This is a genomic window from Paraburkholderia translucens (genome assembly GCF_020881035.1).
GTDB lineage: Bacteria > Pseudomonadota > Gammaproteobacteria > Burkholderiales > Burkholderiaceae > Paraburkholderia > Paraburkholderia translucens.
In genome coordinates, this window is the sequence record NZ_JAJITC010000005.1 from 292,223 (window position 1) to 307,761 (window position 15,539).

General features: G+C 64.6%; 14 protein-coding genes. 4 read left to right on the plus strand and 10 right to left on the minus strand.

Annotation, left to right across the window (positions count from 1 at the left end):
- Positions 1-29 precede the first annotated feature (29 nt).
- From LJ655_RS11490 to LJ655_RS11500, 3 genes are all read right to left on the minus strand, one after another.
- A complete protein-coding gene (locus tag LJ655_RS11490) occupies positions 30-491 on the minus strand; it encodes a universal stress protein (RefSeq protein WP_230561358.1) in 462 nt (153 codons plus the stop codon).
- Between the two features lie 50 nt (positions 492-541).
- Positions 542-1,543, minus strand: a complete 1,002-nt coding sequence (locus tag LJ655_RS11495; protein WP_230561359.1) for a universal stress protein — start codon at positions 1,541-1,543, stop codon at positions 542-544.
- Positions 1,544-1,655: 112 nt separating this feature from the next.
- The gene (locus tag LJ655_RS11500; protein WP_230561360.1) at positions 1,656-2,642 is read right to left on the minus strand and encodes a zinc-dependent alcohol dehydrogenase family protein; all 987 of its coding nucleotides are present in this window, start codon (positions 2,640-2,642) and stop codon (positions 1,656-1,658) included.
- Positions 2,643-2,786: 144 nt separating this feature from the next.
- On the opposite strand from LJ655_RS11500, the gene LJ655_RS11505 reads away from it, so the two are divergent.
- Positions 2,787-3,173 (plus strand): DUF3564 domain-containing protein, encoded by a 387-nt coding sequence (locus tag LJ655_RS11505; RefSeq protein WP_230561361.1) that lies wholly within the window; start codon positions 2,787-2,789, stop codon positions 3,171-3,173.
- 69 nt (positions 3,174-3,242) lie between these two features.
- On the opposite strand, the gene LJ655_RS11510 is transcribed toward LJ655_RS11505, so the two are convergent.
- From LJ655_RS11510 to LJ655_RS11535, 6 genes are all read right to left on the minus strand, one after another.
- Entirely contained in the window at positions 3,243-4,661 is a 1,419-nt protein-coding gene (locus tag LJ655_RS11510; protein WP_230561362.1) for an FAD-binding oxidoreductase, read from the minus strand.
- Positions 4,662-4,678: 17 nt separating this feature from the next.
- A complete protein-coding gene (locus LJ655_RS11515) occupies positions 4,679-5,938 on the minus strand; it encodes an alpha-hydroxy acid oxidase (protein ID WP_230561363.1) in 1,260 nt (419 codons plus the stop codon).
- Between the two features lie 66 nt (positions 5,939-6,004).
- A complete protein-coding gene (locus LJ655_RS11520) occupies positions 6,005-7,552 on the minus strand; it encodes a UxaA family hydrolase (protein WP_230561364.1) in 1,548 nt (515 codons plus the stop codon).
- A 48-nt stretch (positions 7,553-7,600) separates the two neighbouring features.
- A complete protein-coding gene (locus tag LJ655_RS11525; protein ID WP_230561365.1) occupies positions 7,601-8,884 on the minus strand; it encodes an MFS transporter in 1,284 nt (427 codons plus the stop codon).
- A gap of 38 nt (positions 8,885-8,922) precedes the next feature.
- On the minus strand, positions 8,923-10,041 hold the full coding sequence (locus LJ655_RS11530; RefSeq protein ID WP_230561528.1) for a mannitol dehydrogenase family protein: 1,119 nt from the start codon (positions 10,039-10,041) through the stop codon (positions 8,923-8,925).
- A gap of 29 nt (positions 10,042-10,070) precedes the next feature.
- Positions 10,071-11,093, minus strand: coding sequence for a zinc-binding alcohol dehydrogenase family protein (locus LJ655_RS11535; RefSeq protein ID WP_230561366.1), 1,023 nt, complete (start codon positions 11,091-11,093; stop codon positions 10,071-10,073).
- 246 nt (positions 11,094-11,339) lie between these two features.
- On the opposite strand from LJ655_RS11535, the gene LJ655_RS11540 reads away from it, so the two are divergent.
- The 3 genes from LJ655_RS11540 (at position 11,340) to LJ655_RS11550 (ending at position 13,462) form a co-directional block, all read left to right on the plus strand.
- Positions 11,340-12,050 (plus strand): FadR/GntR family transcriptional regulator, encoded by a 711-nt coding sequence (locus LJ655_RS11540; protein WP_230561367.1) that lies wholly within the window; start codon positions 11,340-11,342, stop codon positions 12,048-12,050.
- Between the two features lie 522 nt (positions 12,051-12,572).
- Positions 12,573-13,100, plus strand: a complete 528-nt coding sequence (locus LJ655_RS11545; protein WP_230561368.1) for a hypothetical protein — start codon at positions 12,573-12,575, stop codon at positions 13,098-13,100.
- An 11-nt stretch (positions 13,101-13,111) separates the two neighbouring features.
- The gene (locus tag LJ655_RS11550) at positions 13,112-13,462 is read left to right on the plus strand and encodes a hypothetical protein (protein ID WP_230561369.1); all 351 of its coding nucleotides are present in this window, start codon (positions 13,112-13,114) and stop codon (positions 13,460-13,462) included.
- 117 nt (positions 13,463-13,579) lie between these two features.
- Here LJ655_RS11550 and LJ655_RS11555 read toward each other — a convergent pair whose 3' ends face one another.
- Positions 13,580-15,469, minus strand: a complete 1,890-nt coding sequence (locus LJ655_RS11555; RefSeq protein WP_230561370.1) for a bifunctional diguanylate cyclase/phosphodiesterase — start codon at positions 15,467-15,469, stop codon at positions 13,580-13,582.
- Between the last annotated feature and the right edge of the window lie 70 nt (positions 15,470-15,539).

Genomic DNA, 15,539 nt, shown 5'->3' on the forward strand with positions numbered 1-15,539 from the left:
CGCGCGGCGCCCGCCGCCGCGACCCTGGACTACGCTTCCTCCGCTTGCTGGTCGCGCAACAGCAAGACCGGACAGCGCGAGAAGCGCAGCACCCGCTCCGCGACACTGCCTATCACGAGGCGCTGCACGCCGCGCCGCCCATGCGTGCCGAGCACGAGCAGGTCGGCATGAACCTGCTCGGCATGGCGCAGCACGGCACTGGCGACGTCGTCCGACAGGCTCTCCGATTCGATCATTTCGGCGCGGCACGGCACCTCGGCGTCCACGCAGACCTGTTCAGCCTCTTCGAGCACCGAGTGGCCGTCCTTGCGCATCGCGTCAATCAGCGTGATCGGGTCGTAGTAGCCCGCATAGGAAAAAAGCGGCGTCTTGTCGACCACGTAAACCGGATACACGACGCCCTTCGTCAACGCGGCAAGATCCACTGCTTCTTTGAGCGCGCGTTTCGAGAAGTTGCTGCCGTCTAGCGCGACGAGGATATGCTGGTACATGCCGATTCTCCAATGAGGTTGGATGATTCGGCGCGCCGGGCGCGCCGGTACTACAGATGATAGAACCCGCCCGCCCTGCCAGGGTACGGCTCCGGCGACGCGGCCCGTGGCGTCGCGACCGCTCGCCGCGACGACGCGCTACGCATGCACACGAGCACGGGACAAGCCGCATCGCGCAGCGTGCGTGACGTCACGTGCCCCGGCAAAGGATGCGGCGCGCCGCGCATGCCGTGCGAACCCATCACGATCAGATCCGCGTGCCAGCGTTCCGCTTCGCCGAGGATCGCAGTCGATGCATCGCCGGACTCATCGTCGAACTCGAGCAGCGCGGTTTCGGCCGCGCGCCCGCCTTGTTCGAGCATCGCCGCGCCGCGCCGCAGCACATCGATTCGATGCTGCGACACGACTTCGGCCGGCAGCCATTCGCACCACGCCAAGCGGTCGTCGGCCGCGTAGACGACCTTGATGGACGCGCCCGGCGGCGCGACCTCGAGTGCGGTGCGCAGCGCGTCGAGCGCGGTGTCGCTGCCGTCGATCGCGACCAGTACGCGGCTCGCGGCGCAGGCGTCGCTCGCGCCGTCGGACGGCGGCGGCAGGTACAGAACGGGACGCCCGCTCAACGCGACCAGTTCCTCTGGATCGATGCGGCTGTCCCAGTGATGTTCGCGGGCATGCGCGGCGATCGCGACCAGATCCGCGTTCCATTGCGCCGCCGTATGAGCTAGCGCTTCGGCCGCGCCCTGATGCAAGGCGGTCAGATCGACGATCTCGGCGTCGGTCGCCGCGACGACACCGTGCAACGCGGCCACCGCGTCGCGCAGTGCGACCTGCGCGCCGTGCAGCAACGCGCGATGCGCTTCGCACCAGTCGGGAAAGCTGAGCATCAGCGTCGGATATAGCGCGGCGGGATTGCAGACGATATTGACGAGACGAAAGCGCGCATCCGCGGCGGCGAACCGCTGGGCCACGCGCGTCCCCGACGGCAATCCGGCGCCGCCCGCGGATGCGATTATCACGCGGCGGAAGGTATTGCACCCTGTCGGAGTGTTCATCAGCTTTCCTCGGATCGTCGCACCGCGCGGCGGCCAGCCTCGGCGGGAACCCAGCGGTTCGCGCTTACATGATGGACGCCGACGCGAAAACCGGCTTGATCTGCATCAAGCGTCAATGAACGGCGAGCACGGCCGCGCCGGTCAGATTGCCGCTGCGCAGATCGTCGAGCGCGCGGTTCGCGTCGCGCAACGCATAGGTGGTCGTCTCGATCGCGAGCCGGATCTCGGCGGCGCTGCGCATGAATGCAAGCCCGTCCTCGCGGGTCAGATTCGCCACCGATACGACGCGCCGCTCGCCCCACAGAAACGCGTACGGGAACGCGGGAATGTCGCTCATATGGATGCCGCCGCACACCACTACGCCGCCTTTTGCGACCGCCTGCAACGCCCGCGGCACGAGTGCGCCGACCGGCGCGAACAGCAGCGCCGCGTCGAGTTCGGCGGGCGGCTTCTCGTCGCTGCCGCCGGCCCACGCCGCGCCGAGGCGCAGCGCGAGTTGCTGCGCCGCGCGATCGCCCGGACGCGTGAACGCATAGACGGAGCGCTTCCGGTGACGCGCGACCTGCGCGACGAGATGCGCGGCCGCGCCGAAACCGTAGATGCCGATCCGCTCGGCGTCGCCCGCCATGCTCAGCGTCCGATAGCCGATCAAACCCGCGCACAGCAGCGGCGCGGCCTCGATATCGCTGTAGTGCGACGGCAGATGGAAGCAGTAGCGGCTATCGGCGACCGTGCGCTCGGCGTAGCCGCCATCGATCGTGTAGCCGGTGAAGCCGGCGTCGTCGCAAAGATTTTCGCGGGCGGACAGGCAGTAGCGGCACCGGCCGCAGGTGCGCCCGACCCACGGTACGCCGACACGCTCGCCCACCGCGAAGCCGCTCACGCCCGCGCCCAGTTCGGCCACCACGCCGACGATTTCATGGCCCGGAATCACCGGCCGCTTCGGATGCTCGAGCTCGCGGTCGACCAGATGCAGGTCCGTGCGGCACACGCCGCAAGCATGCACGTCGATCAGAATCTCGCCCGCACCGGGCCGCGGGTCCGGCACGTCCCGCTCGGTCAGCGTCGCCGAGGTGCCGTCGAAGATCATCGCTCGCATCGTGTCCACTCCTCGAGACGCGCAGCAGTCCGTTTGATCGAAGTCAACAAGGAGCGCTTCCCCGCTCCTACACTGATCTTATTCCTGATGCGGGGCACGTGCCGCACAAGACCGGATCAGTCGTGTACGTTGCGGAGAGTCGTCATGCGTTTGACCGTTCATCTCGACACGTTCGACAGTGTCAACCCAATGGCCTTCGCCATTCTCTGGCTCGACAAGGAGACACGGCAATGGTCGCGCGAAGGTCACTTCGGGCTCGATCTGCCCGAATGGGGCGCGTTGCATGTGGATTGCGGCAATACGCTCGTGTGCGCTGCGCACAGCACCGTGCCGGTCTGCGTGCTCGAGGGGCTCGATCTGAACCAGGCCGACGGGCCCTTCGAAGGTGAATTGGGGCGGGCGCAGTGGTGCGCCGAAGGCGACGGCAACCTGAAGAGCGGTCACTGGCGCGTGCAATGCATCGACGTGGAACAGACAGAGCCGGAAAACGGCGTATTCGCAACCGGCGACGACGCCGACCCAGCCGGTTAGGCCGCGGCCATGCCGATCATGGCCGGCGAACGCGCCTCAGTTCGATGCGCGACGCCAGGCCCCCGCCCGCTACGCGGCGATCACCTTGCCGGGATTGAGGATATTGTGCGGATCGAGCGCGAGCTTGATCGCCTTCATCGCCGCAAGCTCGGCCGGCGAGCGTGACAAGCCGAGCACGCTCAGCTTCTCCTCGCCGATCCCATGCTCGGCCGATACCGAGCCGCCCATTTCCCCAGTGAGTTCATAGACGACTCGCTTGACGTCGGCGACCGCGTCGTCGGTCCAGTCCGGCTCCTGCACCACCACGTGCAGATTGCCGTCACCGAGATGGCCGTACACGAGGATCGTCGCTTGCGGCCAGCGCGCGCGCAGGCGCTCGTCGCAACGCTGCGCGGCGTCGCCCGCCTGTGCGACCGCAAAGCTGATGTCGAACGAGATGCGTCCCGGTATCAGGCGCGGATATTCGGCTGGCGCATCGCGAATCGCCCAGAACGCGGCGGCGTCCGCGTCCGATTGGGCGATCGCGGCATCGGCGATGACGCCGGCGTCGAGCATGTCGGCGAGGAACTCCTCGAAGGCTGCCGCCTGCCGCTCCGGGTCCGCGCCGCAACTCTCGAGCAGTACGTAGTACGCGTGATCGCTCGCGAGCGGTACACGCAATTCGGGCAGGCGTTGCCGCACGAAGTCGCAATAGCTCGGCCACATCACCTCGAACGCCGACACGCCGGCCGGCAGGCGCTCCTGCGCGCGGCCGAGCAGCGTGGTCACCGCCGCGTAGTCCGGCATCCCGCACCATGCAGTCGATATCGCGCGCGGTTTGGCACGCAGACGCAGCACCGCGCGCGTGATCACGGCGAGCGTCCCTTCGCTGCCCGTCAGCAGATTGCGCAGGTCGTAGCCGGTATTGTTCTTGATCATCTTGCGCTGGCCGCCGATCACGCTGCCGTCGGCAAGCACCGCTTCGACGTCGAGCACCTGGTCGCGCATCATGCCGTAGCGGATCACGCGATTACCGCCCGCATTGGTCGCGATGTTGCCGCCGATCGTGCAACTGCCGCGCGCGCCGAGGTCGAGCGCGAACATGAAACCGGCGCGATCGGCCGCTTCCTGCACGACCTGCAGCGGTGTGCCGGCGAGCACGGTCATCGTCGCGCTGACCGGATCGATCTCGACGACGCCGCTCATCCGCTCGACGCTCAGCGCGACTTCGCCGCCGAGCACGCAGGCGCCGCCCGCGTGCCCGGTCATGCCGCCTTGCGTGACGACCGGCTGACGGAACTGATGGCAGATCCTCAGCGCGGCGGCAACCTGTTCCGTCGTGCGCGGACGGATCAGCGCGAGCGGATTGGTCGATGGCGTGCCGCTCCAGTCCGTGAACTGCCGCCCGCCGAACTCGTCCGGCAAGCTCACGATGTCCGCGCCGAGTGCCGTGCGCAGCGCGGCGACGGCTTCGTTACCGCGGGTCGCCGCGGTCTGTTCGTGCTGCATCAAATATCTCCAATTCTTCAGGCGGGCAGAGCCGCGGCCAGCGCCCGCCCCGTTTGCATGTGTGTTTGCGGTTCCGTTCGCGCCCGCGACGGCGGCACATCATGCCGCAGCCAGCGCAGAAAACTGCGATCGAGCCCGGCAATGTCGCTGCAGCCCAACAGTCCGAGCGCCCGGTCGATCTCGGACTTCAGAATCTCGATGGCGCGCTCGGCGCCCGGCTGGCCGCCCGCGCTCAGTCCGTAGGTGGTCGCGCGTCCGAGCAGCACCGCGTCGGCGCCCAGAGCGACCGCCTTCAGAATTTCGGAGCCACGGCGAAATCCGCCGTCGAGCATCACGCAGAGTCGACCGCCGACCTGCTCGACGACCTCGGGCAGCACGTCCATCGCCGATACCGCGCTGTCGAGTTGCCGCCCGCCGTGATTCGACAGCACGATGCCATCGACACCGGCCTCCAGCGCCTTCAGTGCATCCGGCGCGCCGAGCACGCCCTTGACGATCAGCCGGTTCGGCCACAGATCGCGCAGCCAGCGGATATCGTCCCACGATAGCGACGGGTCCAGTTGTTGCCCGAGCGTGATCGTCGCGCCCTTCACGCTGTCCTGCCCCGGCGGCAGCAGATCGCCGAGATTCGCGAAGCGCGGCATGCCGCTCGGCCAGAGCACGTTGGCCATCCAGCGCGGATGGCGCAGCACGTCGAACTTGTTGCGCCAGTCGAGCTTCAACGGCTCGATGTAATTGCGCAGGTCCCACTCGCGCTTGCCGAACACCGCGCTATCCGTCGTGACGACGAGCGCCTCGATGCCCGCGGCCTTCGCGCGCTGCGCCAGTTTCGCGAGCGATTCGCGTGTGCGGTACATGTAGACCTGCATCCATACGCGGCCGCCGCCGCGCCGCACGACCTCCTCGAGCGCAACCGTCGACACGTTGCTCAGCACGAACGGAATGCCGGCCGCCGCCGCGGCACTGGCCAGCTTGACGTCGCCTTCGCGAAACATCAGTCCGCTATAGCCGGTCGGCCCGATCATGAACGGCGCCGCGCTGCGCTCGCCGAACAGCGTCACGCTCTGGTTGCGCCGCTCGACGTTCACGAGCGTGCGCGGCAGAAAAGCGATTTCGCCGAATACATCGCGATTGCGGCGCAGCGTGGCTTCATCTTCGGCGCCGCCCTCGACATACTCGAAACAGAAATTCGGCAGACGCTTGCGCGCCATCGCGCGCAGGTCGTCGATGCTGTGCGCGCGCTTCAAGTCGCGGCCTGAATATAGGCGGCGTTCCAATTGCAACCTCCAGTTACAGTGCGTGAACTATGCGGTCATTCAGTCGTGTCGCTGCGATGCACCGGCTCAGGTCACCACGCCGACTTGCCACGGTACGAACTCGCTCTGCCCATAGCCGTGCAGCTCGCTTTTCGTGCGCGTGCCGGACGCGCAGTCGAGCATCATGCGAAAGATCGCTTCGCCGAGACCGTCGATGCTCGCGCTGCCATCGATCACGCCGCCGCAATTGATGTCGATGTCGTCCTCCTGACGCTGCCACAACGCAGTGTTGGTCGCCAGCTTCAGCGACGGCGACGGCGCGCAGCCATAGGCGGAGCCGCGCCCGGTGGTGAAGCAGATCAGGTTCGCGCCCGAGGCGACCTGCCCCGTCGCCGACACCGGGTCGTAGCCGGGCGAATCCATGAAGACGAAGCCCTTCGCCGTGATCGGCTGGGCGTATTCGTAGACGTCGACCAGATTCGTCGTGCCGCCCTTCGCGACCGCGCCGAGCGATTTTTCGAGGATCGTCGTCAGGCCCCCCACCTTGTTGCCCGCCGACGGGTTGTTGTCCATCGCGCCGCCATTGCGCGCGCAATAGTCCTGCCACCACGCGATGCGCGCGAGCAGTTTCTCGCCGACCGTGGCGTTGACAGCGCGGCGCGTCAGCAGATGCTCCGCGCCGTAAATCTCGGGGGTTTCCGACAGGATCGCCGTGCCGCCGTGCCGCACGAGCCGATCGACCGCGGCGCCGAGCGCGGGATTCGCGGAGATGCCCGAGTAGCCGTCCGAGCCGCCGCACTGCAGACCGACGCATAGATGCGAGGCCGGCACCGGCGCGCGCTGCACGCGGTTCGCGTCGGCCAGCATCTCCCGCACCATCGCGATACCGCGCTCGATCGTCTTGCGGGTGCCGCCGCTGTCCTGGATCGTGAAGCTGCGGAGCTTCGTGGTGCTGGCGTCGCGGCCGCCCGCCGCGAGCACGCCGTCGATCTGATTCGTCTCGCAGCCCAGGCCGACGAACAGCACCGACGCGAAGTTCGGATGCACCGCGTAACCGGCGAGCGTGCGGCGCAGGATCGCGATTCCCTCGCCCTGCATGTCGATGCCACAGCCGAGTCCGTGCGTCAACGCGATTACGCCGTCGACGTTCGGATAGTCGGCGAGCGCGTCGGGATGCACGTCACGGCGGAAATGATCGGCGATCGCGCGCGCGACCGTCGCCGAGCAGTTCACGCTCGTCAGGATGCCGATGTAATTGCGCGTCGCGATGCGTCCATCGTCGCGCCGAATGCCCATGAAATGCGCGGGCTCCTCGACGTAGACGGTCGGCTGTGCATCGACGCCGAACGCGTGCTCCCGGGCGAACTCGGACATGCCGAGATTGTGGGTGTGAACATGCTGGCCGCGCGCGATCGGCTCGCGCGCGACGCCGATGATCTGGTTGTAGCGCTTGACCGGCTCGCCTTGCGCGATGTCGCGCGTCGCGATTTTGTGCCCCGGTGGAATCAGCCCGGCAACCACCAGTTGTTCCGCGTCGATGCGCGTGCCCGGCAACAGCTGCCGGGTCGCGATGATGACGTCGTCGCCGGGATGCAGGCGGATGATCGCGGACGCGACGCTAGCTTGAGTCGACATGAAAAGCCTCGAAAGCAGAGTTATTCGAAAGCGTGGAAACAGAATACGTCAGATCGTGGATTGCGCGCCCTTCGGCAGCTCGCGGCTGTCTGGCTCCAGCGACAGCGGCTCGATGCGTCCCACGATGACAAGATAGCTGAACGCGCCAAGAAAGCAGAAACCGCCCGCCACGACGAGCGGAATCGTGAACGAACCCTTGGTCATGGCGACCATCACGCCGGTGAACGTGGTAATCACGATCCCCGCCAGATTCGACGCGAAGTTCTGGATACCGCCGATCGACGCGACATGGCGCGGGGTAGGCGCGACGTCGCAGGGCAGCGACCAGATGCTCGCCGCGGCGAACGCGAGGCTGCCGTAGGCGATGCCGAAGAACGCGAGCATCAGATACGTGTTCTCCGTGAACGCCGACAGCGTGATCACCGACGACAACAACATACCGCCGACCATGCAGGTCTTGCGCGCGGCCGTCAGGCTCCAGCCGCGCCGGAACAGCGCGTCGGACACATAGCCGCCGAGCCAGCCGCCCGGAATCGCGATCAGCGCCGGAATCATGCCGAGCGTGCCGAGCGATTTGAGCGAAAAGCCGCGCGTCTGCACGAGGTAGCTCGGAAACCACGTGATGAAGAAGTAGATCACGAAGTTCAGACAGAAGAAGCCGAGCATCATGCCCCACAGCGTACGGTGACGAAACAGCGACGACCACGTCACGTCGCCGCCGCCTCTTGCCTGAGCCGCTGACCCAGAGTGGCGAGCGGTGTCCATCGCGTCTTGCGTGGGATTGCGATAAATCACGAACCAGCCGACGATCCACACCGCGCCGAGCAACCCCGTGAGGATGAAAGCCGCCTTCCAGCCGAGCATGCCGATAATCAGCGCAACGACGGGAATCGACAACGCGGAGCCGACCCGCGAGCCGCTATCGAAGATGCTCGTGGCGAGCGCGCGCTCGCGGGGCTGGAACCATTGACTGACGAGCTTCGTGCAGGACGGGTACGCGCCCGCCTCGCCGACGCCGAGCAACAACCGGCAGCCGAACATCCCGGCCACGCTGGTGGTGACCGCGGTGGCCGCGGTAAACACCGACCACCAGCCGACCGCGAGCGGCAGCGCGATGCGCGCGCCGACACGATCGACGAACCAGCCGAACGGCATCTGCATCAACGCATAGGTCCAGAAAAAGCCGCTCAGGATGAAGCCCATCTCGGCGGGTCCGATGCCGAGCGCCTTCTCGATTTGCGGCGCGGCGACCGCGAGATTTGCCCGATCGATGTAATTCACCGTGATCGCGAGAAAACATAGAAAAATCACTACCCAACGCATCTTCTTCATGAAAGTGTCTCCTCCTGGGCTTGCATATATTCGATGAATCACGCGGCAAGCGCGGCGTTCAGACGCGGCTGCTCGAGCCGCATGCCCAGCTCGTGCGCGAGCTCGATCAGCGGTTTGAAGCGGCGCTGCTTCTTTTGCTCGTGATTGCGTGCGATATCGGCGAGACGATGATCGAGGAACGGGTTTTCGAAACGTTCGCGCACGTCGTCGAGATAGGCGCGCGCGGCGCCGCCCTGACCGAGCGCGTCGAACACCGGCAGCACCTCGTCGCGCCATAGCGATTCCAGATCGGCACGCAACAGCGGATCGCGCATCGCGTGCAGCACGTTCTCGCCCGGATCGCGTGCGTCGGCTTGCCAGCGCTCGGCAAGCCACGTATGACCGAGGTTGAGCAGCAACAGCTTCAGGCGCTCGTAGTGCAACAGGTCGTCGGTGACGATCATCGCTTCGTGCTCGCACGGCAGCACCATGCCGGCACGCCGCTCGATCGCCCACAACGCGTAGGGTTCGGCAATCGCGCCGACCGGCCGGATCGGCTCGGACACGATGCGGTCCACCAGCGAATTGACCCAGACGCACGTGTGCTCGATGTAGCGGACGAACTCGGCCCCGGCGCCCCAGCCGCGCGCGATATCGGCGACGAGGCCACGCAGCGTGTCGCCATTGCCCGATACGAGTTCGCATGGCAGCAGCGTCAGCGGCGCGGCGCCAGCCTTGAAGCGCGCATGCAGCAGCACCGCGAGCTTCGCCGCGAAGCCACGCGGCACGCTTGCCTCGTTGCGCAATAGCGCGGCGGTGTCGTCGGCGAAACACTCGTAGCCTCGGTCGCCGGTGTTCGAGATCACGACTCGTGCGTCGCGCGCGAAGCGCTCGACCACCGTCGGCCAATCGGTGTTCGCGTTCAATGCCTCGGTGATCGCGTGACATCGCGTGACCGTATCGATCACCGCTTCACGGCGCACGCCGCGAATGCGCACGTCGTACTGCCCGTGCGCGCGCAATGCATCGATGCGTGCGAGGCTCTCGGGATTGGCCGTCGTCTGCACGACGGTGACATGGCCTTGCGCGCGGCCCGCATCGAGTGCCTCCGAGACGAACAGGTCCGCGTGCGCCTGCAGAAAGCGGCTCGTGCCAAATTGAAGAATCGGGTTACCAATGGTCCGCATCGTCGGTTGTCCCCGCTCGCTCAACAGGCGACCAGCGCCTTGATGACGCCGGCATCCGGTTTCAGCAGCTTGGGAAACTCGCTCGGCAGATTGCCGAGTTCGACCACATGCGTATTGAGCGCCGCCGTCGGAATCTTGCCCGCGCGCATTGCGGCGAGCACCGTTTCGAAATCGGCGACCGTCGCATTGCGGCTCGCGAGCAAGGTCGTTTCGCGCTTGTGAAACTCGGGATCGGCAAACGAAATGCGCTCGCTGACGATCGACACCAGCACGTACTTGCCGCCATGCGCGACGAACTGCAACCCGCGCTCCATCGCCTTCACGTTGCCGGTGGCGTCGAACACCACGTCGAAAAATTCGTTATCGGTCAGCGCGGCGAGTTCGGCGGCATCGGTTGCGGCGTCGCTCGTGTCGAGCAGCACCGTGTGATCCGCCTGCAACGCACCGGCGCACACCGACAAGCGATCCGCGCGGCCATCGAGCACGGTGAGCTCGGCGCCGCGCAGCTTCGCGAAGATCGTCGCGGCCATGCCGATCGGACCGGCCCCGACGACCAGCACGCGCTGCGCAGCCTGCACGTCGGCGCGCGCGACGGCGTGTGCGCCGATCGCGAGAAACTCGAGCATCGCGGCTTCGTCGAGCGTCACGCCGTCGGCCTTGAAGACGAATGCCTGCGGCACCGCGAGGTATTCGGTCATGCCGCCGTCGGTATGGACGCCGAGCACGCGGATGTTCACGCAGCAATTGCCCTTGCCCGCGCGGCAGGCCACGCAGCGCCCGCACGACAGATAAGGCATCACGTAGACCTGATCTCCGGTCGCGACGCGCGCGCCGGGCGGCGCCACCTCGACGATACCGGCAAGCTCGTGCCCCATCACACGCGGGTACGACAGGTACGGCTGATTGCCGGTGAAGATATGGAAGTCGGTACCGCAGATGCCGACTCGCCGGATGCGGATCAGCACATCGTCGGGGCCGGGCTTGGGTATCGCACGTTCGGCGAGCGCGAGCTGGCCGGGTTGTTCGCAAATGATTGTCTTCATCGTCGTGGAGGAATTGATCGGGAATCGGGATGCGAAACGAGCCGGCAGACGACTCGCGGGTCGCCTACCGGCCTTACCAATTTGCAAAAATAACGGTGTATGCGATACTGGTCAAGCCAATTTACGTGAATTTGGGGAAACCCCGAAGGCTGCCGCTGCGCCCCCGTTTGTGCGCCGGGCGCTTCCATCTACAATCGGCGCTCGCCCTATCGGGCTTGTACAAGCTCTCTTGCCGGAAAACGTCTCGTGACCGCCAAACCTGCCGACACTCGCCGTCTCTATCTTCAGATCGCGGAAAAATTGCGCGATCTGATCGCTCAGCCGGATTTCGCGCCGAACGGCCGCCTGCCGCCCGAGCGTGCGCTGGCCGAGACACTCGGCGTGTCGCGGCCGTCGGTGCGCGAGGCACTGGTCGCGCTCGAACTCGAAGGGCTCGTCGAGATTCGCATGGGCTCGGGCGTCTATGTGTGCGCGGCGCCGTCCGCGCAGAATGGCGCGTCGCTGTCGCAGGCAGAACTCGGCGACAGCCTGCTGGACATCCTTGGCGCGCGCTGTTTGATCGAAGGCTCGATCGTCGCGAGCGTCGCACCGTTCTGCAAACCGAAAGACCTGAAGATGCTGCGCGCCATCTACGACGAGATGCAGCGCGAAGTGAAGGCCGGCAGAATTCCGGTCGCGTCCGATCGCGCGTTCCATCTCGCCATCGCGCAGATGTCCGGCAACGAAGTGCTCGTGCGCACCGTCAGTTCGCTATTCGATGCGCGGCATAGTCCGCTGTCGGAAAAGCTGCGCGGCCACTTCGAGAACGAAACGACGTGGAGCGCAGTGCCCGACGAACATCTCGTGATTCTGGAGGCGCTTGAAGCGCATGACGCGATTCAGGCGCAAGCGGCAATGCAGCGTCATTTGAAGCTCTCGTTGGAGCGGGTGATTGCGGGGGGGCAGCGGACGGCTTAGATGTTACTCCCGCTATGAAACCGGATTTGCAGTCTTGTTCATAAAGCCGGTTTCTTTTATCGAAAGTTTCAAAAGAACTCGGAATTGACATGCACGATTGAGCACGCCATCGGCATCGTCGGATACGATGCAGCACTTGCCTCTAGCAGACAATCCCCAGAGCCATATAACAGAAAGAATTCCTCCAGTCGCTTCGATACAGATCGACGCGCATCGACCTGGTCTCGTTATCGCCTACAGCGTATCGCGGGGGACAGACGTGGGCGGGACAAAGCGTGACCGGAAATGTGCTGCTGCGTTCGATCGGAACCTGCGTCGCCGCGCCGTCTCCATGGTCGGGATAAAACATATGCAAGTGTTCACCGGGACGAAGGCGGCCACTTCGGATGATCACTCGAGGTAGATGTGTTGGCGTGGCATTCGACGCGCGCAGCGTGGCTGCAACACAGTCCATCCGCGCTGCTGTCCCATCGGTCGCACGAACTGCGCGATATGCTTGGTCGAAGTGACAACCGATTCCTCATGAACAGGATGGACGATCACGAGGTCGCCAGAGCCCTGTACAACGAAGTGAAGGACGGTAACCTGCTCTTTGTGCCAGAGCGGTATGAAATGCGCAAGTGCGTCCAGGCGATCCGCGAGCAGAGGGAGAAGAGTTCGGCGCTAGCCCTCCGTACGCAACAAGCAGCCGAATGGGACACGACAAATTTGCTGTACGGCAACAGCACTGGCGTGCCGCAGAATGTCGGTACGCCGTCGTATTCTCCCGGTGCTAGCTCATTACGGGACGCTCAACCGTTCGAGTACAGCGAGGACATGCCTTCGGGCGACGAAATCCAAACGGCGTGGTTACCCTCAGAAGGAGGGCCACCTAACCAATGGCTGGAAAATACATCGGGAAAGAAACAATGGCGCCTATATGACGGAAACGGTAACGCGGCCGTCGATATTGATTTCGGCCACGATCACGGCTTCGGGATTCCGCACTCCCATAATTGGGACAACGGCGTTAGAGGTAAGGGAAATGCGTTTTCTCTGGTACCTTGGTAAAGGGATTTTTGATGGACAAGCTGAAAGAACTTGAATATTTCCACGACTGGAATATCGACGCTCTTGCCGTTCGCGACAGGCATAAACTCATCATCATGTTGGAATATGAGGGGAAGCGCGCAACCGTCATTTTTAGCGGAACCAGTCGTTGCACCGTCGAACATTTCAGCGTGTCCAACAATATCGTCTTCGAGATAAAAACTCTCAAGCCGGAAGACACAAATTACGATCTCGCGCTCGCCATGCTCTCAAAAAGCGAGCGCTTTTCTCGCACGCCGGGATCTCAAGTAGCGATAGTTCTCGCAACGGCTGGCGCGGAACTGGCGATCGAGTTCGAGACGCTCGAAATAGACGTTGAATAGCCGCCGCGTGCGCGAGCCCAGCACGGCTTCCCTACTCTTACGCTCGCGCCGCACGGGTCTTTTGGCCTTGCGCCACGGGAGCCGGCGCGCCGGCCAACAATCCACGCGGCGTTGACACTAGCCAAATGCACCGTCGACGCCATCGACGTGCGCCACGCCGGTCTGATTCCGCCCGCGCCGTTTGGCGGTATAAAGCGCTCGGTCAGCCGCCTCAACCAGAACGCTGCCATCGCCGCCATCGGCTGCCCGTTGCACCGCTACGCCAAGGCTGATCGTGACGATGCCCGTATCGCTTCCCGCGTGGGGAATCCGCAGATTTTCCACACCCAACCGGATGCGCTCGGCGACTACCAGCGCGCCCTGCTGGTCGGTTTCCTTCAGGATCAATCCGAATTCTTCGCCCCCGTAGCGGGCCACCACGTCTGACGGTCGTCTTGCCGAAGCGGCAATGGCTTGTGCAATCGCGCGCAGACACTCATCGCCAGCCCGGTGCCCATAGTGGTCGTTGTAGCTTTTGTAGGCATCCACATCGGCCATCACAACCGCCACGAATCCGCGCTTGTCGGTCCGGGCCTCCTGTCGCCATTGGAATGCCAGTTCGCGGTCGAAGTGCCGACGATTGAACAGACCTGTCAGGCCGTCGCGAAAGGCGAGTCCGTGCAGTTCGACTCGCTCGTCCGCAAGGCGCTGCTCCGCCACTTTGCGCTCCGTGATGTCATGAGCGGTGGCCGTGAGCGCCTCCGGTTTGCCGGAAAATGCGTCGATGACGGGGCGAAGGTTCGTTTCCATCCACAGGACACGACCGTCCGGACGCCGGAAGCGACTGACCTGGTAAGCCTCGGTCGCGCCCGTCCCCAGGTTGTCAATGGCCCTGGCCAGTGCATCGCGGTCGTCGGACAGAACAAGATCCGGATAACGCATTCCGATGAGGCTCTCGGGGGCAATTCCCATCACTGCAGTCGCCCGCGGCGAAACGTACGTGAGCGTGCCGTCGAGCGCCATGCTCATTACGATGTCGGTCGCGTTCTCAGCGAGAATTCGATATCGCCGCTCGCCCTCGCGAAGCAGCGCGATGAGACGGTTCCGTTGAATTTGGGTGGCGCTGACAGGTAACGCAATGCCAAGCGCGGCGACGAGGAAGAGTTGCAGAGCGAAGATGCGGCCCTGCATGCTTTGATACGGAAGCATCCAGAGCGGTCCTGACCCGTGCATCGTGAACGACACCGCGATGGCCAGGCACAGCAGCAAACCAACCAGTACGCCGGCGAGGTCGGCGAAAAAGGCCAGCAGCACGATAGGCGAGAGCGCCCAGTAAAGCAGCTCGAAGCGGCTTTGCCCGAATACGCCCGCTGTAACGACACAAACCAGAAGCAACAGAAAGGCCGTTTTTTTGCGGCGGTCGGCACGCAGAAGATGCGTCACTTCCCCGGTCCACAAGACTACGGCCGCCGGCGTGAAAATCGCGAGACTCAAGGCATCCGAGACGAACCAGTTGGCCAGATTCGGCAGCTGATACCCGCTGAGTTGACCGCGCAGCAGGGTCGTCGCAATCAACCCGGACGCAATGGGCGCGAGCAAGACACCGCCGGCCAGAAATCGGACGAGCGTCCTCGGACGAATCAGTTCGGCGACGGTCGAGATGCGCGGGGCAAACACAAACGCCACCAATACCTCGAGGATATCGGCGGACGAATAGGACAAACACACCCCGATGCTTTCTCCAAAGATGAGATTGGCAGCGAGATTGCCGAGCACACCGCCGGCAAACACCCAATATCGCTGCCTCGGCGGCGCCACCATCATCTGTGCGAGGAGGACCGCATTGGTCAGCCAGATAGGCGCGATTTCGCCGGCCATGGTCTTGAGCGTCCCGCTGGCAAGGCACGTGACTGTCGTCACCGCCAGTGCCAGCATCAACGCCCCGGCGTCCCGGGTCCAGCGAAACGATGGTAGCTGGCCGACAGATGCGCCATACCCCGGAGTGAGCCCCTCGGATGACTGCTCCATTTGTTGTCTCTCAGTTTCTTATTGTTTCGAATTTGGCCTGGCGCCCTACCGCATCTCGTCCCAGGAGATA

What these genes read in the sequence shown, in the direction of transcription:
- LJ655_RS11500 (WP_230561360.1), bottom strand. Translation starts at nt 2,642, where the DNA reads ATGCGAGCGATGATCTTCGACGGCACCTCGGCGACGCTGACCGAGCGG.
- LJ655_RS11505 (WP_230561361.1), top strand. Translation starts at nt 2,787, where the DNA reads ATGCGTTTGACCGTTCATCTCGACACGTTCGACAGTGTCAACCCAATG.
- LJ655_RS11520 (WP_230561364.1), bottom strand. Translation starts at nt 7,552, where the DNA reads ATGTCGACTCAAGCTAGCGTCGCGTCCGCGATCATCCGCCTGCATCCC.
- LJ655_RS11545 (WP_230561368.1), top strand. Translation starts at nt 12,573, where the DNA reads ATGAACAGGATGGACGATCACGAGGTCGCCAGAGCCCTGTACAACGAA.
- LJ655_RS11510 (WP_230561362.1), bottom strand. Translation starts at nt 4,661, where the DNA reads ATGCAGCACGAACAGACCGCGGCGACCCGCGGTAACGAAGCCGTCGCC.
- LJ655_RS11495 (WP_230561359.1), bottom strand. Translation starts at nt 1,543, where the DNA reads ATGAACACTCCGACAGGGTGCAATACCTTCCGCCGCGTGATAATCGCA.
- LJ655_RS11550 (WP_230561369.1), top strand. Translation starts at nt 13,112, where the DNA reads ATGGACAAGCTGAAAGAACTTGAATATTTCCACGACTGGAATATCGAC.
- LJ655_RS11535 (WP_230561366.1), bottom strand. Translation starts at nt 11,093, where the DNA reads ATGAAGACAATCATTTGCGAACAACCCGGCCAGCTCGCGCTCGCCGAA.
- LJ655_RS11490 (WP_230561358.1), bottom strand. Translation starts at nt 491, where the DNA reads ATGTACCAGCATATCCTCGTCGCGCTAGACGGCAGCAACTTCTCGAAA.
- LJ655_RS11555 (WP_230561370.1), bottom strand. Translation starts at nt 15,469, where the DNA reads ATGGAGCAGTCATCCGAGGGGCTCACTCCGGGGTATGGCGCATCTGTC.
- LJ655_RS11525 (WP_230561365.1), bottom strand. Translation starts at nt 8,884, where the DNA reads ATGAAGAAGATGCGTTGGGTAGTGATTTTTCTATGTTTTCTCGCGATC.